The 19,918-nt window shown below is 70.8% G+C and carries 23 protein-coding genes and 1 pseudogene; 13 read left to right on the forward strand and 11 right to left on the reverse strand.

The window, feature by feature from the left end:
• Positions 1-17 precede the first annotated feature (17 nt).
• Positions 18-782 carry a TIGR03084 family metal-binding protein gene (locus tag ACFKCF_RS02515; protein WP_394490739.1) on the reverse strand — a complete coding sequence of 255 codons (765 nt, stop codon included), beginning with the start codon at positions 780-782 and terminating at the stop codon, positions 18-20.
• Between the two features lie 250 nt (positions 783-1,032).
• Here ACFKCF_RS02515 and ACFKCF_RS02520 point away from each other — a divergent pair, with 250 nt between their 5' ends.
• The 5 genes from ACFKCF_RS02520 (at position 1,033) to ACFKCF_RS02540 (ending at position 4,556) form a co-directional block, all read left to right on the forward strand.
• Complete coding sequence (locus ACFKCF_RS02520; RefSeq protein WP_350723228.1) at positions 1,033-1,119, forward strand: putative leader peptide; 87 nt, start codon at positions 1,033-1,035, stop codon at positions 1,117-1,119.
• A 107-nt stretch (positions 1,120-1,226) separates the two neighbouring features.
• Positions 1,227-2,915 carry a nitrite/sulfite reductase gene (locus ACFKCF_RS02525; protein WP_394490164.1) on the forward strand — a complete coding sequence of 563 codons (1,689 nt, stop codon included), beginning with the start codon at positions 1,227-1,229 and terminating at the stop codon, positions 2,913-2,915.
• Positions 2,912-3,055 (forward strand): Insertion element protein, encoded by a 144-nt coding sequence (locus tag ACFKCF_RS02530; protein ID WP_185077756.1) that lies wholly within the window; start codon positions 2,912-2,914, stop codon positions 3,053-3,055. The genes ACFKCF_RS02525 and ACFKCF_RS02530 overlap by 4 nt, the downstream gene beginning before the upstream one ends.
• Positions 3,052-3,780 (forward strand): phosphoadenylyl-sulfate reductase, encoded by a 729-nt coding sequence (locus ACFKCF_RS02535; RefSeq protein WP_394490166.1) that lies wholly within the window; start codon positions 3,052-3,054, stop codon positions 3,778-3,780. The genes ACFKCF_RS02530 and ACFKCF_RS02535 overlap by 4 nt, the downstream gene beginning before the upstream one ends.
• Positions 3,762-4,556: a sirohydrochlorin chelatase gene (locus ACFKCF_RS02540; RefSeq protein ID WP_394490168.1), complete on the forward strand. Its 795-nt coding sequence runs from the start codon at positions 3,762-3,764 to the stop codon at positions 4,554-4,556. Before ACFKCF_RS02535 ends, ACFKCF_RS02540 begins: the two co-directional genes overlap by 19 nt.
• A gap of 7 nt (positions 4,557-4,563) precedes the next feature.
• Here ACFKCF_RS02540 and ACFKCF_RS02545 read toward each other — a convergent pair whose 3' ends face one another.
• The gene (locus ACFKCF_RS02545) at positions 4,564-5,286 is read right to left on the reverse strand and encodes a DUF1707 domain-containing protein (protein WP_394490170.1); all 723 of its coding nucleotides are present in this window, start codon (positions 5,284-5,286) and stop codon (positions 4,564-4,566) included.
• Positions 5,287-5,453: 167 nt separating this feature from the next.
• Between ACFKCF_RS02545 and ACFKCF_RS02550 the strand changes: the two genes are divergently transcribed.
• Positions 5,454-6,791: an ankyrin repeat domain-containing protein gene (locus ACFKCF_RS02550; RefSeq protein ID WP_394490172.1), complete on the forward strand. Its 1,338-nt coding sequence runs from the start codon at positions 5,454-5,456 to the stop codon at positions 6,789-6,791.
• 30 nt (positions 6,792-6,821) lie between these two features.
• On the opposite strand, the gene ACFKCF_RS02555 is transcribed toward ACFKCF_RS02550, so the two are convergent.
• The 4 genes from ACFKCF_RS02555 to ACFKCF_RS02570 all read right to left on the reverse strand — a co-directional run bounded on the left by ACFKCF_RS02555 (position 6,822) and on the right by ACFKCF_RS02570 (position 9,700).
• Positions 6,822-7,394 carry an HD family hydrolase gene (locus ACFKCF_RS02555; protein WP_394490741.1) on the reverse strand — a complete coding sequence of 191 codons (573 nt, stop codon included), beginning with the start codon at positions 7,392-7,394 and terminating at the stop codon, positions 6,822-6,824.
• Positions 7,395-7,499: 105 nt separating this feature from the next.
• Positions 7,500-7,688 carry a hypothetical protein gene (locus ACFKCF_RS02560; protein ID WP_394490174.1) on the reverse strand — a complete coding sequence of 63 codons (189 nt, stop codon included), beginning with the start codon at positions 7,686-7,688 and terminating at the stop codon, positions 7,500-7,502.
• Between the two features lie 570 nt (positions 7,689-8,258).
• The gene (locus ACFKCF_RS02565) at positions 8,259-9,149 is read right to left on the reverse strand and encodes a maleylpyruvate isomerase family mycothiol-dependent enzyme (protein ID WP_394490176.1); all 891 of its coding nucleotides are present in this window, start codon (positions 9,147-9,149) and stop codon (positions 8,259-8,261) included.
• On the reverse strand, positions 9,149-9,700 hold the full coding sequence (locus ACFKCF_RS02570) for a sigma-70 family RNA polymerase sigma factor (RefSeq protein ID WP_394490178.1): 552 nt from the start codon (positions 9,698-9,700) through the stop codon (positions 9,149-9,151). Before ACFKCF_RS02570 ends, ACFKCF_RS02565 begins: the two co-directional genes overlap by 1 nt.
• Positions 9,701-9,855: 155 nt before the next feature.
• On the opposite strand from ACFKCF_RS02570, the gene ACFKCF_RS02575 reads away from it, so the two are divergent.
• Positions 9,856-10,281 (forward strand): OsmC family protein, encoded by a 426-nt coding sequence (locus ACFKCF_RS02575; protein ID WP_394490180.1) that lies wholly within the window; start codon positions 9,856-9,858, stop codon positions 10,279-10,281.
• Between the two features lie 112 nt (positions 10,282-10,393).
• On the forward strand, positions 10,394-12,514 hold the full coding sequence (gene glgX / locus ACFKCF_RS02580; RefSeq protein ID WP_394490743.1) for a glycogen debranching protein GlgX: 2,121 nt from the start codon (positions 10,394-10,396) through the stop codon (positions 12,512-12,514).
• Here the strand turns inward: glgX and ACFKCF_RS02585 are convergent.
• Complete coding sequence (locus ACFKCF_RS02585) at positions 12,468-12,881, reverse strand: hypothetical protein (protein WP_394490182.1); 414 nt, start codon at positions 12,879-12,881, stop codon at positions 12,468-12,470. The two genes, glgX and ACFKCF_RS02585, sit on opposite strands and share 47 nt — an antisense overlap.
• 164 nt (positions 12,882-13,045) lie before the next feature.
• Here ACFKCF_RS02585 and ACFKCF_RS02590 point away from each other — a divergent pair, with 164 nt between their 5' ends.
• From ACFKCF_RS02590 to ACFKCF_RS02605, 4 genes are read left to right on the forward strand one after another with little or no spacing between them, the layout of a single operon-like run.
• Positions 13,046-13,546 carry a GNAT family N-acetyltransferase gene (locus ACFKCF_RS02590; RefSeq protein ID WP_394490184.1) on the forward strand — a complete coding sequence of 167 codons (501 nt, stop codon included), beginning with the start codon at positions 13,046-13,048 and terminating at the stop codon, positions 13,544-13,546.
• 45 nt (positions 13,547-13,591) lie between these two features.
• Positions 13,592-14,326 (forward strand): pyrimidine reductase family protein, encoded by a 735-nt coding sequence (locus ACFKCF_RS02595; RefSeq protein ID WP_394490186.1) that lies wholly within the window; start codon positions 13,592-13,594, stop codon positions 14,324-14,326.
• A complete protein-coding gene (locus ACFKCF_RS02600; protein WP_394490188.1) occupies positions 14,310-15,485 on the forward strand; it encodes an ATP-dependent DNA ligase in 1,176 nt (391 codons plus the stop codon). The genes ACFKCF_RS02595 and ACFKCF_RS02600 overlap by 17 nt, the downstream gene beginning before the upstream one ends.
• Before the next feature lie 26 nt (positions 15,486-15,511).
• Positions 15,512-15,862 carry a hypothetical protein gene (locus ACFKCF_RS02605; protein ID WP_394490190.1) on the forward strand — a complete coding sequence of 117 codons (351 nt, stop codon included), beginning with the start codon at positions 15,512-15,514 and terminating at the stop codon, positions 15,860-15,862.
• Between the two features lie 12 nt (positions 15,863-15,874).
• Here ACFKCF_RS02605 and ACFKCF_RS02610 read toward each other — a convergent pair whose 3' ends face one another.
• The 4 genes and pseudogenes from ACFKCF_RS02610 to ACFKCF_RS02625 form a co-directional block, all read right to left on the reverse strand.
• Positions 15,875-16,243: a hypothetical protein gene (locus tag ACFKCF_RS02610; RefSeq protein WP_394490192.1), complete on the reverse strand. Its 369-nt coding sequence runs from the start codon at positions 16,241-16,243 to the stop codon at positions 15,875-15,877.
• Positions 16,244-16,330, reverse strand: a pseudogene (locus ACFKCF_RS02615) (ABC transporter permease); the annotation flags it as partial.
• A gap of 172 nt (positions 16,331-16,502) precedes the next feature.
• Entirely contained in the window at positions 16,503-17,210 is a 708-nt protein-coding gene (gene pgeF, locus ACFKCF_RS02620) for a peptidoglycan editing factor PgeF (protein ID WP_394490194.1), read from the reverse strand.
• Between the two features lie 91 nt (positions 17,211-17,301).
• Entirely contained in the window at positions 17,302-18,369 is a 1,068-nt protein-coding gene (locus tag ACFKCF_RS02625; protein WP_394490196.1) for a class I SAM-dependent methyltransferase, read from the reverse strand.
• Between the two features lie 109 nt (positions 18,370-18,478).
• Here ACFKCF_RS02625 and ACFKCF_RS02630 point away from each other — a divergent pair, with 109 nt between their 5' ends.
• Positions 18,479-19,918 carry an aldehyde dehydrogenase family protein gene (locus ACFKCF_RS02630; protein ID WP_394490198.1) on the forward strand — a complete coding sequence of 480 codons (1,440 nt, stop codon included), beginning with the start codon at positions 18,479-18,481 and terminating at the stop codon, positions 19,916-19,918.

Consider the following 19,918-nt stretch of genomic DNA (forward strand, 5'->3'; position numbering starts at 1 on the left):
CCGGCAAGACCCTGACTTCACCCTGACCTGGGCGCCCGCCCCTTGCCAGGGGGCCCGGCGAACGCCTGCGCGATCTCCATCCAGGCCCGCGCGGGCTCGCCGGTCAGCTCCAGCGCGGTGTCGGACAGGTGGACGCGCTGGGTGACGGCCAGGCAGAAGTCGAGGACGGTGCCGCGGACGAGGCCGTCGGCTCCCTCGGGCCCCGCCGTCCACGTGGTGCCGTCCGGCATGGCCAGCTCGGCGCGTACGGTCTCCTCGGGCACCGGCAGGCCGCGTACGGCGAAGCTGTAGGGCCGGGCGCGGAAGCCCATCGTGGCCACGTGGCGCAGCCGGGCCGTCGGCTCCCTGGTGACCCCGAGCGCGTCGGCCACGTCCTGGCCGTGCGCCCACGTCTCCATCAGTCGCGCGGTCACGAAGGAGGCGGCCGACATGGCGGGGCCGAACCACGGCACCCGATCGCGCGCGTCCAGCGTCGCGAACACCTCCAGGCTGCGGGAGCGGGCCGCGCGGAACCACGCGCGCAGCTCGGCCGGCGGCATCCCGCGCGACTCGCGGGCGAGGTCGTCCACGGACGTGAAGCCCGCGAGCGACGCCTGGAAGCCGCCGGGGTCGGTGGCCGCGCGCACGGCGGCGTCGTCGAACCAGGCCAGATGGCTCACCTGGTCGCGGATCGCCCATCCCTCGGCGGGCGTCGGCCGCTCCCAGTCCGCGTCCCCCAGAGGATCGAGCAGGGCTTCGAGGGACGCGCTCTCGGCACGCAGGTCGTCGAGCAGCTCGGCCATGAGATCCACGCCCGCCAGCCTAACCCGAACAACGTTCTAGGAGAATAATCGCAATGTGATCTGCGAGAGCTGCAAGGACAAACGACACGAGGACTGCCGCGGCGGCTCCTGGTGCGACTGCCAGCACCAGGTCCAGGAGCAGCCCCACGAGCCTGACCTCAGCTGGAAGAGCCAGGGCTGAGCGAGCTGGACAGTCCCACACTCTGGACCCTGTCTTGGACAAACGGGACGGCCAGAGTATCTTCTAGGTATGCCAGCGGACCCCATGCTCGTCGGTCGACGCCACGTCGACCTTCAGCGTGTCCGCAGTGCCATCTGTTGCGACGCCCGCCTGTAACCCCATCCTTTTTACCGCTGAGCGCGTCGCACACCTCCTCTCCACCCCTGCCCTCGACGACGAGGCAGGAGGAACCCTGCGCGCGCCCATGAACCGAAGGACGCGCAATGAGCACCCCTGCCAGCCGCACTCCTGCCAGCCGGCATCACAAACGCCCGCGCGGCGAAGGCCAGTGGGCTCTCGGTTACCGTGAGCCGCTCAACAAGAACGAAGAGAACAAGAAGAACGACGACGGTCTCAACGTCCGCCAGCGCATCATCGACATCTACTCCAAGCGGGGCTTCGACTCGATCGACCCGGCCGACCTGCGTGGCCGCATGCGCTGGTACGGCCTCTACACCCAGCGCAAGCCCGGCATCGACGGCGGCAAGACCGCCATCCTGGAGCCGGAGGAGCTCGACGACCGCTACTTCATGCTGCGGGTGCGCATCGACGGCGGCCAGCTCGACCTCGCCCAGCTGCGCACGATCGCGGACATCTCCAACGAGTACGGCCGCGGCACCGCCGACCTGACCGACCGCCAGAACATCCAGCTCCACTGGATCGAGATCGAGTCGGTGCCGGACATCTGGGAGCGCCTGGAGGCCGTGGGCCTGTCCACCACCGAGGCGTGCGGTGACACCCCGCGCGTGATCCTGGGCTGTCCGCTGGCCGGGATCGACGCCGACGAGGTGCTCGACGCGACCGAGCAGATCAGCGAGGTGCAGGAGCGGGTCGTGGGCAACCCGGCGTACTCCAACCTGCCCCGCAAGTTCAAGTCGGCGCTGAGCGGCTGCCCGGCGCACTGCACGGTGCACGAGATCAACGACGTGGCGTTCGTCGGCGTGGTCAACGAGCAGGGTGAGATCGGCTACGACCTGTGGGTGGGCGGCGGCCTGTCGACCAACCCGATGCTGGGCAAGCGGATCGGCGTGTTCGTCCGGCCGGAGCAGGTGAGCGACGTCTTCGAGGGCGTGGTCGGGATCTTCCGCGACTACGGCTACCGGCGGCTGCGGCACCGCGCCCGCATCAAGTTCCTGGTCAACGACTGGGGGACGGAGAAGTTCCGGGAGATCCTGGAGACCGAGTACCTCAAGGAGCAGCTGCCCGACGGGCCCGCCCCCGAGCAGCCGCGCGGCAGCCGCCGCGACCACGTGGGCGTCTTCCCGCAGAAGGACGGCAACTTCTACGTCGGCTTCGCGCCCAAGGTGGGCCGGCTCGACGGCGACAAGCTGCACCTGATCGCCGACATCGCCGAGCGGCACGGCTCCGGCCGGGTCCGCACGACCGTCGAGCAGAAGATGGTCGTCCTCGACGTCGCGCCCGACCAGGTCGACTCGATCGTGGCCGAGCTGGAGGCCAACGACCTGCGGGTCAGGCCGTCCACGTTCCGCCGCCAGACGATGGCCTGCACCGGCATCGAGTACTGCAAGCTGGCCATCGTCGAGACCAAGGCCACGGCCGCCGACCTGATCGACGAGCTGGAGCGGCGGCTGCCGGCGTTCGACGAGCCGCTGACGATCAACGTCAACGGCTGCCCCAACTCCTGCGCCCGCATCCAGGTCGCCGACATCGGCCTCAAGGGCCAGCTCGTGGTGGACGAGAACGGCGACCAGGTCGAGGGCTTCCAGATCCACCTGGGCGGCTCCCTCGGCGTCAACGCCGGCTTCGGGCGCAAGGTCCGCGGCCTCAAGACCACCGCCAAGGCGCTGCCCGACTACGTGGAGCGCGTCGTCAAGCACTACGACGCCCAGAAGAAGGAAGGCGAGTCGTTCGCCGACTGGGTGCAGCGGGCCGACGAGGCGGACCTCAAATGAGCGAGCGAGCGGTCCCGTTCCACTGCCCGTACTGCGGCGACGAGGACCTCGAACCCTATGAAGGGGACGGCGGCTGGTACTGCCGCGCCTGCGCTCGCGCCTTCAAGCTCAAGTTTCTCGGGATCGGAGTGAAGATATGACGCTCGTGGACATCGAGGTCGGCCTGAAACAGCAGCGCGGCACCCTTGACCTGCAGGACATCGTGGAGTCCGCCGCGACGTTCCTGGAGGGCGCCCCCGCCCGCGAGATCATCCGCTGGGCGGCGGCGACGTTCGGCGACCGGCTGTGCCTGACCTCCTCGATGAGCGACGCCCTCCTGATCGACCTGGTGAGCAGGGTCAAGCCCGGCGTCGACGTGCTGTTCATCGACACCGGCTACCACTTCGCCGAGACGATCGGCACGCGTGACGCGGTGCGCCAGGTCTATGACGTCAACGTGATCGACATCAAGCCGTCGCGGACGGTCGAGGAGCAGGATCGCGACCTCGGCCCGCGCCTGTTCGGGCGCAACCCCGACCTGTGCTGCTTCCTGCGCAAGGTCGAGCCGCTCAACCGGGCGCTGGAGCCGTACCTGGCGTGGATCTCCGGCATCCGCCGCGACGAGTCCCCCAGCCGCGCCGGCTCCAAGGTCGTCGAGTGGGACACCAAGCGGCAGATGGTCAAGGTCAACCCGATCGCGGCCTGGACCCAGGAGGACGTCGACAACTACATCGCCGACAACGGGGTGCTGATCAACCCGTTGCACTACGACAACTACCCCTCGATCGGCTGCGCGCCGTGCACGCGGCAGGTCGCGGAGGGAGAGGATCCGCGCAGCGGACGCTGGGCGGGCCTGGGGAAGGTCGAATGCGGCATTCACCTGTGATCCCCAGCAGGGGATCCGTCCCGTTGGCAGGCGGGACGGCCCCCGGCCGCGTGCCACTGGTGGCGGTGGCGCACGGGTCGCGAGATCCGCGTGCCGCCGCCACCGTGGCCGCGCTGCTCGACCGGGTGCGCCTGGCGCGCCCTGAGGTGCCCGTACGGGTGGCCTACCTCGACCACTGCACCCCGGCACTCGGGCAGGCGCTGAGCGGTCTCCAGGAGGCCGTTGTGCTGCCGCTGCTGCTCACCGAGGCCTACCACAGCCGGGTGGACCTGCCGGCGGCGCTGAACGAGGTCCGGGCGCGCGAGCCGCGCCTGCGCGTGCACTACGGCACCACGCTGGGGCCGCACCCGCTGCTGCTGGCGGCGCTGGAGCGGCGTCTGGCCGAGGCGGGCGTGCGCGCCGGTGACCCGGAGACCGCGGTGGTGCTGGTCTCGGCGGGTTCGAGCGACGCCAGGGCCAACGCGGTGATCGCGAGGCAGGCGCGGGCGTGGCGGCGTTCCGGCTGGTGGACGGTGTCGCCCGCCTACGCCTCGGCCGCCGATCCGTCGCCCGCCGAGGCCGTGGCCGCGCTCAGGCGGGCGGGCGCGCCGAAGGTCGCCGTCGCGCCGTACCTGCTGGCCCCCGGCTACTTCGCCGACAAGGTACGGCAGACGAGCCTGGAGGCCGGGGCCGCGGTCGTGTCGGACGTGCTCGGCCCGGCGCCGGAGCTGGTGGACGTGCTCCTGGAGCGTTACGAGGCGGCCCAGCGGCAGCCGGTGTCCTCCCTGGTCGGCTGAGCCGGCCTCAGTGGCCCCACCGGTCGCGGCGGCCGTCCTCGCGCATCTGCCGGCCCAGCTCGCGGGCATCGTGGCGCATCTGCCGGCCGAGCGCCCGCCAGTCCTCGCCGTGCAGCCGCCGCCAGTGCTCCCGCCAGGCCGCGAACCCGCGCTGCACCGGCTGCGCCTGCGAGTCGCCGATCACCTTGACGTCCCCCATCACCGCGTACGCGCGCACGCGCACCACCGGGACGTTCATGCCGGGGGCCGCCTGCAGGACGTCCACGCGCTTGTCGCCCATGACGGCCATGCCGTCGAGGTCCACGTTGACGCCGTCGGGGACGATGATCTTGACGTCGCCCATCACGGAGACGGCCATGATGTCCACCATGTCCGTGCGCACCTCGGCCTCGCGCAGGTCGAGGAGCACGTCGCCCATGACGGCGACCGCGCCGAGCTCCTGGTCGATCCGCCAGGTCCCGCGCCGCTTGGAGTCGCCCATGACGCCCACGAACCACCGCCGCTTCCGGCCCGAGGGCATCGGGGCGGGCGCCGGCGCGGGCGTGGCCCCTGCAGGCAGGTCCTGGGTGAGCAGGGCCAGCTCGGCGTGCGTGGTCGCGGTGTAGGCGGCCTCCGTGCGGTCGGTCAGCTCGGCGAGCGTCAGCCTGCCCTCGACCGAGGCGACGCGGAGCTGCTCGACGACGGCCTCGCGCTCGGCGTCCGAGGCGCGGAGCCCACCGGGATCACTCATACTCGCAACATATCGCGTCTTGCCGGGAATGCGACTCCTCCCGCAGAAGGAAAACATGTCATCCCTTGTAGGTGTTTGAACCTGGACGCCGCTTTGGCGCGTACCAAGCGATGACACGGGCTCTGGCTTGGTCCGGGGCGCGGCCGGACCAGGCTAGGGTCCCTGTCATGCATGAGGAACAGCTCTACCGCGCGGCGTTGAACGGCGAGACCGAGACCGTGGGCAAGCTGCTCGCCGGCGGCGCCGACCCCAACAGCCCAGGTGAGGAGGGGCTGCCGCTGTGCGCGGCCGCCGCCTGGGACCGCGTGGAGGTGGCCGGCGCGCTCCTGACGGCCGGCGCCGACGTGAACGGCCGGGAGGAGGGCGGCTGGACGGCGCTGCACTGGGCCGCCTCCAACGGCCACGCCGCCACCGCCAGGGCGCTGATCGAGGCGGGCGCGGAGGTCGACGCGGCCAACGAGTCCGGCGACACCCCGCTCACGCTGGCCGCCAGGCGCGGCGCGCTGGGCGTGGTGCAGGTGCTGCTGGAGGCGGGCGCCGATGCCGAGAAGTACGACGGCGACGGCGACACGCCGCTCGAGATCGCCGCCTCCTGGGTGGGCGTGCACCTGGAGAGCGCGCTGCTCGACCAGATCGAGAAGGAGGGCTGGGAGTACGTCGTGGCCCGCCAGTACGCCAAGGACGGCACCGAGCTGGTCACGGTGGCCGGACGCGCGGCCGACGGCTCGGAGAGCGAGCAGGTGCAGGCGCAGCGCGGCCACGCGGCCGTCGCGACCCTGCTGGAGGACGCGACGGGCACGTACACGCCGGTGGAGCAGCTCGTCGCGCGGGCCGTCGCGCACCGCGACATCGACGAGGACGCCGAGACCTGGTGGATCGTGGCCGACTCGCTGGGCAAGCGGGCCGACGACGAGACGTACGAGGCGCTGGTCCGGCTGTGCGGGAGCGAGGACGCCAGGGAGCGGGAGTTCGGGGTCGACGCGATCGCCCAGTTCGGGTTCGCGGAGGGGGAGAAGCCCTACCTCGACTCGACGCTGTCGCTGCTGCAGAAGATGGTCACCACGGAGGGCAACCCGCAGGTGCTGCGGTCGGTCCTGGCCGCGCTGGGGCACCAGGGAGACCCCCGGGCGCTGCCGCACGTGCTGGACATCATCGGGCGTCCCGGACACAAGCGCACGATGACGGACGCGATCGCGCTGGCCGACGTGCTGCCGCCGGGCCACGAGGAGGGGCTGGCCCTGCTGATCGCGATGACGGAGGACGAGGACACGGAGGTCCGCGACTGGGCCACCGCCGGGCTCGCCGGGCTGTCGGAGGACACGCCCCGCATCCGTGAGGCCCTGGCCGCCCGCCTCGCCGACGCAGACCTCCGCACGGTGGCCGAGGCCACCCGCGGGCTGCTGACGCGGGGCGACGAGCGGGCTTCGCAGGGGGTGGAGCGCGTGCTGGCGGAGAGCGACGACGAGTACGAACGCGACCTCGTCACCCAGCCCGTCACCGGCTGACCCGCACCCGCCGCCCGGGCCGGGGAGCGCTCAGTCGCCGTTGAGCACGCGCGTCACCCATTCCAGGGTGCCGGTGCGCAGGGCCTCCTCGGCCAGCCGTTTCCCGGTCGGGGTCGTCAGGGCGTCCAGGGAGCTGTCGATCCAGCCCTGGACGTTCTGGTGCCCCTGCTCCCGGTATTCGACCGCCTGGATGAGGCATTCGAGCTTGTCCGCGTCCCGGGCGCAGACGGCTTCGAGGCTGGTCTTCTCCTCGTACTCCCCCACCGCGTCGCTCACCATGTCCGCCACCTCCGCGGGCAGGCCGCGCATCTGGTCGGCGGTGACGTCCTCGTTGGAGGCCGCCTTGAGGTAGCGCTTGCCGATGTACGGGATGTCGGTGATGCGGGTCTCCTGGGTGTCGTGGAAGAGGCTCATGAACGCGGCCCGTTCCGGATTCGCGCCCTCAAGCCTCGCGATCACGCCGGCTATGACGGCCGCGCGGAACGAGTGCTCGGCGATGCTCTCCGGATCCCGTACGCCCGCCACCAGCCACCCGGTCCGCTTGTAGCGCTTGAGCAACCCGAACTCGTACAGAAGCCCCGCCAGTCCCGTCACGTCGTCCATCACGAGGACCCTCCTCTCATACGGCAAATGCCGTGGCCGTTTCGCCGGCCACGGCATTTGTCATCTACCGTTTCTCCGAAAACGGGAGCCGTTTCAGCTCACCGATCAATTCTCGCCGCCGCCGAAGATGTCGCGCCAGTCGTCCCCGTTGGGCCACCAGCTGTCGTCCTGGCCCGTCTCGTCGTGGCCCGTCTCGTCGGGACCCTCGTACTTGTCGTCGTCGTCCTTGACCGGCGGCTTGACCGGCTCCTCCTTGACGGGAGGCGTCTGCACCGTCGGCTGCGTGTGCTGCACCGGACGGTGGTGGTGAGGACGCGGAGTGCGGATGCGGATGATCTCGTCATCGTCGTGGTGGCGGTGGTGACCGCGCCAGCCGCCCCAGCCCCACGGGCCACACCAGGGGCGCCAGCATCCTCCCCATCCGCGACGACCGCAGTGCTTGCCACAGAGCGGCGGCTTCTCGTTCGAGATGACCCCGACGCCGGCGGCGCTGCTGGGCACCGCGCTCGCCGCGGCCGCCAGACCCGTGGGAAGGAGCAGGGAGCCGACGATGGCGCCGGCCAGAGTTAGTGTCGCGGCCCGCCCATGGCGTGGCGTCCGCGATTGCCGACTTTCAGTGTTCACGTGCATTCGTTTCCGTTCATGGGTAGATCGGCCCGAAATCCAGCGCCCACTATCTCCGCAGGCACTCAGACAGGGGCAGACGTACCCATGCGAATATTCTCCCCTAACTCCGTGAACACAAATAACCTGTCAAAGCCCGGCGGGGTCATTAAACGATGGTTTTGCGGTCACTTAAAGGACCTCGCGGTATATCGCAGGGCATTCCCCGCCCAATTCCCCCAGAATGGACAGCATTGCCGGTCAGGGGCCGGAGAGCGCCGGGGCCGCGGTCAGGACGTCCCTGGCCAGCGGCAGGTCGCCGGCCAGCTCGGCCGGGAACTCGGCGGGCTCCCCCCTGCCGCCCAGCAGGAAGCAGAACGCGACCACGTCCGCCGTGATGTGGGCGTCCGGCGTGCCGGGCTGAACGTCCTCCACGCCCAGCGGCACCTGCCACTCGCCCCCGCCCGCGCCCGTCAGCGTGAGGTGGAGGGTGCGGCCGGAGCCGTCCATGCCCGACAGGAGCATCGTCCAGGGCAGCAGGCGGGCGCACAGGTCGGCGGTCGGGTGGATGTGCTCGGCGATGGGGTCGGGCAGGCGCAGCCGGGCGGTCCGGGCGGCGTCGGCCGTGTGGATCCAGGTCTCCAGGCACCGCGCCAGGAGGTGGTCGCGCACCGGGACCTCCATGCCGTCGAGGGTGGCCGGGGTCGTGGGCGGCAGGTCGGCCAGGTGGCGGCAGAGGGCGTCGGCCTGGGCCCGCCAGTCCCTTCTCGTCTGTTCGGGGCTGCGGGTGCGCTCGTACGCCTGCACGTCGCTCGTACGCCCCAGCGAGTCGGTCGCGCCCATGGGCGGCCCCAGCACGGGAGCGCCGACGGAGGCGGCCAGCAGGCTGTCCTTGGCGGCCAGATGGGCGACGAGCTCCTGAAGGGTCCAGCCCTCGACGATCACGCGCGACCAGTCGTCGTCCACGGCCGAGGTCAGCAGCGCGTCCATCGCGGCCACCCGGCCCGCGTACGGCTCCGCCCAGGCCGCGGTGGGCGCCGCGGGCCTGCGCCGGGCCCTGGCCCCGGCCAGGAGCTGGGGCCGCAGCGAGCGGGCCGGCACCTCCGGGTCCTCCATCATCGCGTCCAGATAGAGGCGCTCGAGGGGATCCATTACACCTCTTCCTCCGCAAGCGCGTCCGCCAGGCGTCTCAGCGCCAGCCGGATGCGCGACTTGGCCGTGCCCTCGGGCACGCCCAGCTCCTCGCTCACCTGCCGATAGGTCCTGCCGCCGAAGTAGGCGAGCTCCACCGCCTCCCGGAGGCCCTCGGGCAGCGAGGTCACCGCCTGCCGCACCCTTTTGGCCTCGTCCGAGGCCAGGACCGTGTCCTCCAGTCTGTCAGGTTCGCGCTCGAACAGCCTGGGTCCGAGCGCCGACACCCGCCGCCGCTCCTCGGCGCGCACGTGGTCGACCGCGCGGCGGTGCGCGATCGTCGCGAGCCAGGCGCGTAACGTGCCGCGTTCCGGGTCGTAGGACAGGGGCCGCTCCCACAAGACCAGGAACACCTCCTGAGTGATGTCCTCGGCGATCACCCGGTCCCTGGTGACCCGCAGCGCGAGCCCGAAGATCAGCGAGGAGAGCCGATCGTAGACCTCGCCCAGCGCGGACTCGTCACCGCCGACCACCCGCTGGTGCAGCAGGCGGTCGTCGTACGGTGCCTCCACTGGCCCCACACTCCCGTGTAATCCGGACCAAGGCGGCGGGTGCGCCGCGACCCGAGCATGTCATTATTCGCCGGAAAAGTAGAGCCGGATGACCGGAGGCGGGGACTTTGCCGGCTCGCGATAAGGTCGGAGGACCAATACGGAGGGAGCACGTCATGGCCACCACTCGCACCGCCACCACCCAGTGGAAGGGCAACCTGATCAACGGTTCGGGCACCGTATCGCTCGACACCTCTGGCGTGGGCACGTTCGAGGTCTCCTGGCCGTCCAGGTCCCAGGAGGCCGGCGGCAAGACGTCCCCGGAGGAGCTCATCGCGGCCGCCCACTCCTCCTGCTTCTCGATGGCGCTCTCGCACGGGCTGGCAGGCGCGGGCACCCCGCCGGAGTCGCTGGAGACCAGCGCCGACGTGACGTTCCAGCCGGGTGAGGGCATCACGGGCATCGTGCTCACGGTGAAGGGCCGCGTTCCCGGCATCTCGGCCGAGCAGTTCGCGGAGGCCGCCGAGACGGCCAAGGCCAACTGCCCGGTCAGCAAGGCCCTGACGGGCACCCTGATCACGCTCGACGCCGAGCTGCTCTGACGGTCCCCGCGACCTGCCCGGCACCGGGGCCGGGCACGTGGAGACCACGGTACGGAGGGTGATCGGCGCATTGAGAGACCAAGAGCGTGTTCGCGTGCGACAATTGGGCCACATGCGCGAGGTCTGGCCGGGCGAACCCTATCCACTCGGCGGCACCTGGGATGGCGTTGGCACCAGTTTTTCGGTGTTCTCCGAGGTCGCCGAGCGAGTCGAGCTGTGCCTTTTTCAGGACGACGGCACCGAGGAGCGGGTCGACCTGCCCGAGGTCGACGGGTTCGTCTGGCACGGCTACCTGCCGGGCATCCAGCCGGGCCAGCGCTACGGCTACCGCGTCCACGGCCCCCACGACCCGTCGCAGGGCCACCGGAGCAACCCCGCCAAGCTGCTGCTCGACCCCTACGCCAAGGCCATCGACGGCGAGCTGACCTGGAACCAGGCGCTGTTCCCCTATTACTTCACCGACCCCTCCCGGCGCAACACCGAGGACAGCGCCCCCTACATGCCGAAGAACGTGGTCATCAACCCGTTCTTCGAGTGGGGCAACGACCGGCCGCCGCGCATCCCGTACCACCAGACCGTGATCTACGAGGCCCACGTGCGCGGGCTCACCATGCGCCACCCCGACGTGCCGCCCGACCTGCGCGGCACGTACGCGGGCGTGGGGCATCCGGCGATCATCGATCACCTGCTGTCGCTGGGCGTGACGGCGGTCGAGCTGATGCCGGTCCACCACTACATCCCCGAGCACTTCCTGGTGGCCCGCGGGCTGACCAACTACTGGGGCTACAACACCATGGCCTACCTGGCGCCCCACGGCGGCTACTCCAGCGCGGGGACGCGGGGGCAGCAGGTGCTGGAGTTCAAGGCGATGGTGCGGGCGCTGCACGAGGCGGGCATCGAGGTCATCCTCGACGTCGTCTACAACCACACGGCCGAGGGCGACCACATGGGGCCCACGCTGGGGTTCCGGGGGATCGACAACGCCGCCTACTACCGGCTGCACGACGGCGACCGGCGCTACTACCTCGACTACACCGGGTGCGGAAACTCCCTCAACGTACGCTCGCCGCACGCGCTGCAGCTGATCATGGACTCGTTGCGCTACTGGGTCCTCGACATGCACGTGGACGGGTTCCGGTTCGACCTGGCCTCGGCGCTGGCCAGGGAGCTGCACGACGTCGACCGGCTGAGCGCGTTCTTCGACCTGATCCAGCAGGATCCGGTGATCTCTCAGGTCAAGCTGATCGCCGAGCCGTGGGACGTGGGTCCCGGCGGCTACCAGGTCGGGAATTTCCCGCCTTTGTGGACGGAGTGGAACGGCAAATATCGCGACATCGTGCGAGATTTCTGGAGAGGCACGCACTCCGCGCTCCCCGAGTTCGCCTCCCGCCTGACCGGCTCCGCCGACCTGTACGAGTCCTCCGGCCGCCGCCCGGTCGCCTCGATCAACTTCGTGACCTGCCACGACGGTTTCACCCTCAACGACCTGGTCTCCTACGACCACAAGCACAACGAGGCCAACGGCGAGGACAACCGCGACGGCACCAACGACAACCGCTCCTGGAACTGCGGCGCCGAGGGCCCTGTGGAGGACCCCGGCATCGTCCAGCTCCGCCACCGCCAGCGCCGCAACTTCCTGGCCACCCTGTTCCTGTCGCAGGGCGTGCCCATGCTCTCCCACGGCGACGAGCTCGGCCGCACCCAGCGCGGCAACAACAACGCCTACTGCCAGGACAACGAGCTGGCCTGGGTCGACTGGTCGATGCTGCACACGGAGCCGGAGCTGCTGGAGTTCGTCAGGGCGCTGTCCAAGCTGCGCCGCGAGCACCCGGTCTTCCAGCGCCGCCGCTTCTTCCACGGCCGCCATCCCGACGACGGCAAGCGCGACCTGGTCTGGCTCACGCCGGGCGGCACGGAGATGACGGCGGGCGACTGGCACATCGGCTACGCCAAGTCGCTCATGGTCTACCTCAACGGCGAGGCCATCACCGAGCCCGGGCCGCGCGGCGAGCGGATCGTGGACGACTCGTTCCTGCTGCTCATCAACGCCCACCACGAGAACATGTCGTTCACGCTGCCGGGCGAGGAGTGCGGCACCGGATGGGTGCCCGTGCTCGACACCAGCCACGAGACGATGGAGGACGCGTTCGTGGACGAGGGCTGGCAGGCCGGCGACCTGGTCGCCGTCACGGCCCGCTCCCTCCAGGTCCTGCGCCAGCCGCGCTCGCGCTGAGCAGCACCAGCGCGAACGTCGCCACCCCCGCCAGGCCGTGCAGCGTCACCGCCAGCACCGGAAATCCGCGCCCGCCCATCTTGTGCCGCCCGGCCCCGAGCCACCGCGTGGACATCGCGAACCCCAGCAGCGCCGAGACCGCCAGCCCGCCGAAGGCGGCCCACGCCAGCGCCCTGCTCCCCGTGACCAGCCCGGCCACCCAGCACACCAGCGCCGACACGGCCAGCGTCGGGTGGGAGAACACCAGCGCGGCGGGGAAGCGGGTGACCTTGGCCCGGCGCAGCCCGTCGCCCGAGAGCCAGAAGTAGAGCAGGTACACCCCGGCCAGCGCGGCGATCGCCCACGCCACAGCGGTGATCAGACCCACAGGGCCTCCCTCCCCCGATCCCCCTTCCGCCAGGTAAGCACGTGAACGCCTGCGCGTCCTTGGATACATAAAAGTGCTATACGCCCCATATCCCGAAATGCCCGGCCGCATCTGCTAGCTTTACCTTTCCGGCCGGATGTTGCTTCCGGCCGAAACGTGTTTGTATGACCACTTCTCTGGCAACCGTGCGGCCCGTGAGCGCCGCCGACCACCCCACCGTCGAACGGCTCTGGCTCATGTTCCGCCACGACATGGCGGACTTCCAGGGCGGGCTGCCCGACCCCGACGCCACCTATCACAGCGACCGGCTGCGCGCGGCGCTCGATGACGACGACTGGGCGGCCTACCTGTTCACCAGCGGCGACCGGCCCGTGGGCTTCTCGCTCGTGCGCGCGCTGTCCGGCCCGGCGCGCGTGCTGAACAGCTTCTTCGTGGTACGCGGCGCGCGCCGGTCCGGGATCGGGACGGCGGTCGTGCGGGAGGTGATCTCCCGGCACCCCGGCCCGTGGAAGATCGCCTTCCAGGACTCGAACGCGGCGGACGTCGCGTTCTGGCGGCGCGTCGCCACCGGGATCGCCGGTGAGGCGTGGACGGAGGAACGCCCGCCCATGCCCGACCGGCCCGACGTCCCCCCGGACGTGTGGATCTCCTTCACCACCGCCTGACCAGCCCCAGGCCCAACTGTCGGTGAGGTGTGCCAAGGTAGAGGGGTGCGGCGCATCTATCCCGACATACAGGACAACCCGGACATCGCGCAGGCGTACGCCTACCCCGAGGGGCGGCCGTGGCTGCGGCTCAACATGGTGGCCAGCGCCGACGGCGCGGCGTGGCTGAAGGGGCGCTCGGGCGGGCTGTCGAGCTCTGGTGACAAGCGGATCTTCCAGACCCTGCGCGGCCTGTCCGACGTCGTCCTCGCGGGCGCCGCGACCGTGCGCAAGGAGGGCTATGGCCCCGTCCCCCCGCGTGACTCGTGGGGGGAGCTCCGCGTGGGCAGGCCGGAGGTGCCGCCGATCGCGGTCATCACCCGCAGCCTCGACCTCGACCTCGACCACGAGCTGTTCACCGCGGCCCCCAGCCGGACGATCGTGATCACCTGCGAGGCCGCCCCGGACGAGCGGCGCAAGGCGGCGGCCAGGCACTCCGACCTCATCGTGGCCGGGGGTGAGAGCGTCGACATGGCGCTGGCCGTCACGGAGCTGCACGCGCGCGGGCTGACCAGGATCCTGTGCGAGGGCGGCCCCAGGGTCAACGCCCAGCTCTCGGCGCAGGACCTGGTCGACGAGCTGTGCCTGTCGATCAGCCCGCTCCTGCTGGGGGGCGGCGCGGCGCGCATACTCAACGGCGAGGCCGCGCAGGTCTCGCTGCGCCTCAGCCAGGTGCTGGAAGAGGAGGGGGTCCTCTTCTGCAAATACGACAGGGAGCAGAGCCATGACCGAGCCGACTGAGCCCACCGAGCCCACGGAGCCGACCGCGCTCGCGGAGCCCGCCGAAGAGCAGCCGGTGCCCAATCTCCCGGTGCGCCCGCCGGTGCCGCCCATGCTGGCCAAGCCGGTCAAGGCCATGCCCAAGCAGAACGGCTCGCTGTTCTACGAGCCGAAGTGGGACGGTTTCCGGTGCATCGTGTTCCGCGACGGAGATGAGGTCTATCTGGGCAGCCGCAACGAGCGGCCGTTCACGCGCTACTTTCCCGAGCTGGTCGAGGCGGTCAGGGCGGAGCTGCCGGACAGGTGCGTGGTGGACGGCGAGATCGTGCTGCCGAGGGGGACGCAGCTCGACTTCGACGCGCTGCAGCAGCGCATCCATCCGGCGGCCTCGCGGGTGAAGCTGCTGTCGGAGCAGACGCCGGCCCAGTTCGTCGCGTTCGACCTGCTGGCGCTGGGCGACGAGTCGCTGATGGAGGAGCCGTTCTCGGAGCGGCGCGCGCGCCTTGAGGGGATATTTTCGGAAAAGGGAGCGTCCATCCGGCTGACCCCGGTCACGACCAGCGACGAGCAGGCGGCCGAGTGGTTCGAGACGTTCGAGGGCGCGGGGCTCGACGGCATCATCGTCAAACCGGGTGACCAGCCGTACGTGCCCGACAAGCGCACGATGTTCAAGGTCAAGCACGAGCGCACGGCCGACGTGGTGATCTGCGGCTACCGCGAGCACAAGTCGGGCCCGATCGTGGGGTCGCTGCTGCTCGGCCTCTACGGCGACGACGGCCGGCTGCACCACGTGGGCGTGGCGGCCTCGTTCCCGATGGCGCGCAGGGCCGAGCTGGTCGAGGAGATCAAGCCGTACCTCGCGGAGCTGAGCGAGCACCCCTGGGGCCACTGGGCCGAGCAGGCGGCGGCCAACCTCGGCCAGCCCGCCGCCGGGCCCGCGACGGGCGGGCAGCGGGTGCCGGGCGCGGTGTCGCGGTGGAACGCCAAGAAGGACCTGTCCTTCATCCCGCTCAGGCCGGAGCTGGTGATCGAGGTGGCCTACGACCAGATGGAAGGCGACAGGTTCCGGCACACGGCGCAGTGGCGGCGGTGGCGGCCCGACCGCACGCCGGAGTCATGCACGTACGAGCAGCTCGAACGTCCGGTGCGTTACAACCTCGACGACATCCTTGCCCGGTAGCCGTATGCCCCGTTATATCTCGACATATGAATACAGGGGATGAGTTAAAGGCGGCCGTGTCCGCCCGCCGCGACCTCGGGCCGGAGTTCGAGGATGCCGTGGTCGAGTCCTTCCTCGAAAAGATGGGGCAAGAGGTCGATCGGCGGGTGGACGAGCGCATCGCGCAGCGGGCGTCGCGGGCGCCCGCACGCGACCGGGCGCCCGACGGGCAGCGGCTCGCCCTGGCGATCGTGTCGGTGTGCCTCGGCACCATCTCGACCCTCCTGCTGGTCCTGCTGGGGGACGACAGGGCGGGCTATCTGGTGCCGATCTGGGGTGGGCTGATCATCATCAATGCGATCTTCAACTCGGGCAGGTCGGGCGGCAAGAGCAGCTGACGCGCCCGTCGTTCACGACGAGGGAGCGTCGGTCTTCACCGACCAGCTCCGGCGCGCGTTCAGCGTGGCGGGCTCGAAGCCGGCCAACTGCTTGTAGCGCAGGGCGATCTCCTCGCGCTCGGCCAGCGGCAGGACGTCCTCGACGTCGGTGAAACCCCGTGGAGCGCGCTGGTGGGCCAGTTTCAGGACGACCTCGGCCCCGTCCTTGCGGTTGGCCAGCACGACGTTGTTCGTGACGGGCCGGCGCTGCTCCTCGTAGAACTCCAGGCCCCGGCCGGTCGCCAGCGCGTAGGCCAGGACGCGGGCGTCGATGACGGCCTGGGTATCGTTGGCGAGCAGCTCCGTGCTGACCGCCAGGATCAGGGCGATCGCCGCGGCCACCCGGACCCCGGTCGCGATGGACGGCGCCGCGCTGGGCAGGCTGACCCGCCACAGGACCGCGAGCGGGCCGAACCCGAAGGCGCGCAGCGTCTCCTTGGCGAGGGGGGTCGACGTCGCGCAGCCCGCAGACGGCGTTGATCAGGATCGGCCACGCCGAGGCGTAGACGAGCATCGCGACCTTCATCTCGAGCCGGTCGGCGAAGACGAAGGCGGCCGGTGGGATGAGCGCCACCGACGGGATGAGCCGCAGGAACAGGCCCTATGCCAGCCAGATTAGCCCGGCGAAACGGCCGCCCGGCTGCTCCCGGCGGTGCGAGTAGAGCTCCGCCGACTCGATCGTGCAGCGGGCGTCATGGCGTACGTCCTGGACGCCCGCCGCGCGGAGCTGGGCCTCGATCCCGGCCCGCAGGTCGAGCGCGGGCGTCTCCCACGACGTCGTGGACCACGTCTCGGGGACGCGGGAGGCCACCCGCTCGCGCAGCTCGGCGGGCACCTCGTAGCAGCGGCCGCACGCGCCGGGCCCGACCAGCGCGACCATCCGGCCCGGCTCCGCGCCCTTGCCGGCCATGGCCGCCACCAGAGCGGTCGCGATGCCCGCCTCAGTGCCGGGGCGGCCGGAGTGCGCGGCGCCCACCATGCGCGCCACCGGGTCGGCCACCAGCACCGCCGGGCAGTCGGCCCCGAGCGAGGCCAGCGCCAGCCCCGGCTCGGTGGTGAAGACGCCGTCGAGCGCGGGCGGATCGTCCCCGAAGGGCTCGCTCACGTAGGCGACCTCGGCGCTGTGGACCTGGCGCATGAACACGATGCCCCGCACGCCCAGCTCGGCCGCCACCCCCGCCCGGTTGGCCCGCACGGCCCGCGGGTCGTCGCCGACCATCCCGCCGAGGTTGCGCGACCCGTACGGCGGGGCGCTGATCCCTCCGTGGCGATCGGTGACGGCGACACGCACTCCAGGGGCCAGCTCCATGGCTCGATCTTAGAGCGCGAGGCTCACTGGCCCCGCCAGGTGACCTGCTCCCTGGCGACGCCCGGCCGCGCGGAAGCCGGCTACGAGGAGTTCAGCGGCTGAGGCGGTGGACGGTGAGGGCGCCGCCCCAGCGGCCGATCGCCTCTTCGTCGGCGAAAGCCAGCACGCGCATCATGTTGCCGCCGTCGCTGAGGTCCACGGTGCGGCGCAGCCTCCGCCTCAGCGGGCGGGTCAGGGCGGTCGTGCCGGCCTCGACCGTGTCGCCGTAGTGCGGGGCGAAGGCGACGCCCGCGAAGCCGGCACGCCGCAGCAGCGTGCGCACGGTCCACGAGGAGTAGAACATCAGGTGGTTCCTGGTGAAGCCGCTCCATGCCGGCCCGTACGCCTTGAGCAGCAGCGACTGGGCGTTCACGGTCAGGATGAGCAGCACGCCGCCGGGCGCCAGCAGGCGCCGGAACCCGCGGAAGTCGTCCAGCGGCCTGGGCAGGTGCGCGAGCACCGACCAGAGCGTGATCACGTCGAACCCGCCCGCGGCGATCTCCGGCACGTCCTCGGGGGCGCCGAAATACGCGCGGGCCCTGCTCAGCCGCTCATTGGCCCGGGCGACCGACTCCGGCGACAGGTCCACCCCGCAGGCGTCGAACCCGCGCCGCTCGGCCAGCTCCAGGAACAGCCCGGCCCCGGAGCCGAAGTCGAGCAGCCGGCGCCCCTTGCCCTCGTCGAACACCGGCGAGAACGCGTTCATGGTCAGCTCGTAGCGGCGCTGCCGGTTGGCGGCGTACGAGCCGGTCAGGAAGGAGTTGTAGCCGGTGGCGTACAGGTCGCCGAGGCGTTCGGGCAGGATGTTGGGGTTGCGGTAGAGGAAGCCGCACGAGGGGCAGCGGACGACGTGATAGTGCCAGCCGTTGCCGGAGGGCTCGAACAGCGGCTGCTGGCGGGACTCTCCGCACATCATGCAGGCCAGGAACTCCTCGTTCGCCTTCAGCGGCCTGAGCCTGCGGTAGTCCGTCAGCTCCATGACCGGGGCCCGCGTGGTCAGCAGCTGCCACTGCGCCTCGCGTACCAGGCGCTCCCCCGGACGGACGTACACGCGCTGCGCCCAGGGAATGCGGTCGTACCGGGAGCCATACACCAACCGGCCCAACAGTCGATATGCCATGCGAAGCGTCTTCCCCGACACGAAGGATCGCCATGCGTGAAGATCCGGGCACTTTACGTGATCTTAGGGCTTCATGGCGAATAAGGACAAGCAAGCATATGCTTGGTCCGTGCCTGACTATCGCAATCTCATCGGCGGCGAACTGGTCCCCGCGAGCGACGGCAGAACCCTCGACTCGGTCAATCCGGCCACCGGGGAGGTGTGGGCGCGGATCCCGGCGAGCGGGGCGCCCGACGCCGAGGCGGCCGTGGCGGCGGCCCGGCGCGCCTTCCCCTCCTGGTCGGCGCTGCCCGCCCTGGCCAGGGCGGGTTACCTGCGCAAGGTGTCGGAGGTGTTCGCCCGCAACGCCGAGGAGCTGGCCAGGCTGGAGACGCGCGACAACGGCCGGATCCTGCGCGACACGCTGAAGAAGGACCTGCCCGGGATGGCGTACCTGTGGCAGCTGGCCGCCGGGCAGTGCCTGGACGCGGCCAAGGGCGACACGGTCATCCTCGGCCCGGACACGCTCGGGCTGACGCGGCGGGAGCCGTACGGGGTGGCGGTCTGCATCATCCCGTGGAACTCGCCGATCTCCACGTTCTCGGCCAAGGCGGCGTACGCGCTGGCGGCCGGCAACACGGTGATCGTCAAGCCGGCCGAGCAGGCGAGCGCGTCGGTGCTGCGGCTGGGCGAACTGCTGGCCGAGGTGTTCCCGCCCGGGGTGCTGAACATCGTCAGCGGCCTGGGCGAGGAGGTGGGGGACGCGCTGGTGCGCCACCGCGACGTCGCCAAGATCAGCCTCACCGGCTCGACGGCCACCGGCCAGGCCATCACCCGGGCGTCGGCGGACGCGCTGAAGCCGCTGACGTTCGAGCTCGGGGGCAAGTCCCCGAACATCGTCTTCCCGGACGCCGACCTGGACGCGGCCGCCCAGGGCGTCACCGTGAACTCCGTCTACACCGGCAACGCCGGGCAGGTCTGCGTGGCAGGCTCCCGCATCCTCATCCACCACTCGATCTGGGACGAGCTGCTGGACCGCGTCGCGCGCATCTGCGCCGATCTGGTCCTGGACGACCCCCTCGACCTTCGGACGACCATGGGCCCGATCGTCTCCTCGGCCCAGTACGAGCACGTGAGGTCGTACCTGGAGCTGGCCGAGAAGGAGGGGGCGAGCCTGCTCTTCGGCGGGCGGACGGGGGCGGAGGTGGTGCCCGGCCTCCCGGGCGGCTACTGGGTCTCCCCCACCCTCTACACGACCACGGACAATTCCCTCCGGCTCTGCCAGGAGGAGATCTTCGGCCCGGTGGCGGTGGCCATGCCGTTCTCCTCCGACGAGGAGGCCCTGGCAATCGCGAACGACTCCCGCTACGGCCTGGCGGCCGGTATCTGGACGCGTGACCTGGGACGGGCGCACCGTTTCGTGCGCGATCTGCAGAGCGGGACGGTGTGGGTGAACACGTTCCGGCAGATGCCGCCCGGCCTCCCGTTCGGGGGCGTCAAGGACAGCGGGTACGGGCACGATTCGGTCCTCGAGTACACCCGCGAAAAGGCGGCCATAATCCAGATTTAG

It is taken from the genome of Nonomuraea sp. JJY05, from assembly GCF_043496855.1.
Lineage (GTDB): Bacteria > Actinomycetota > Actinomycetes > Streptosporangiales > Streptosporangiaceae > Nonomuraea.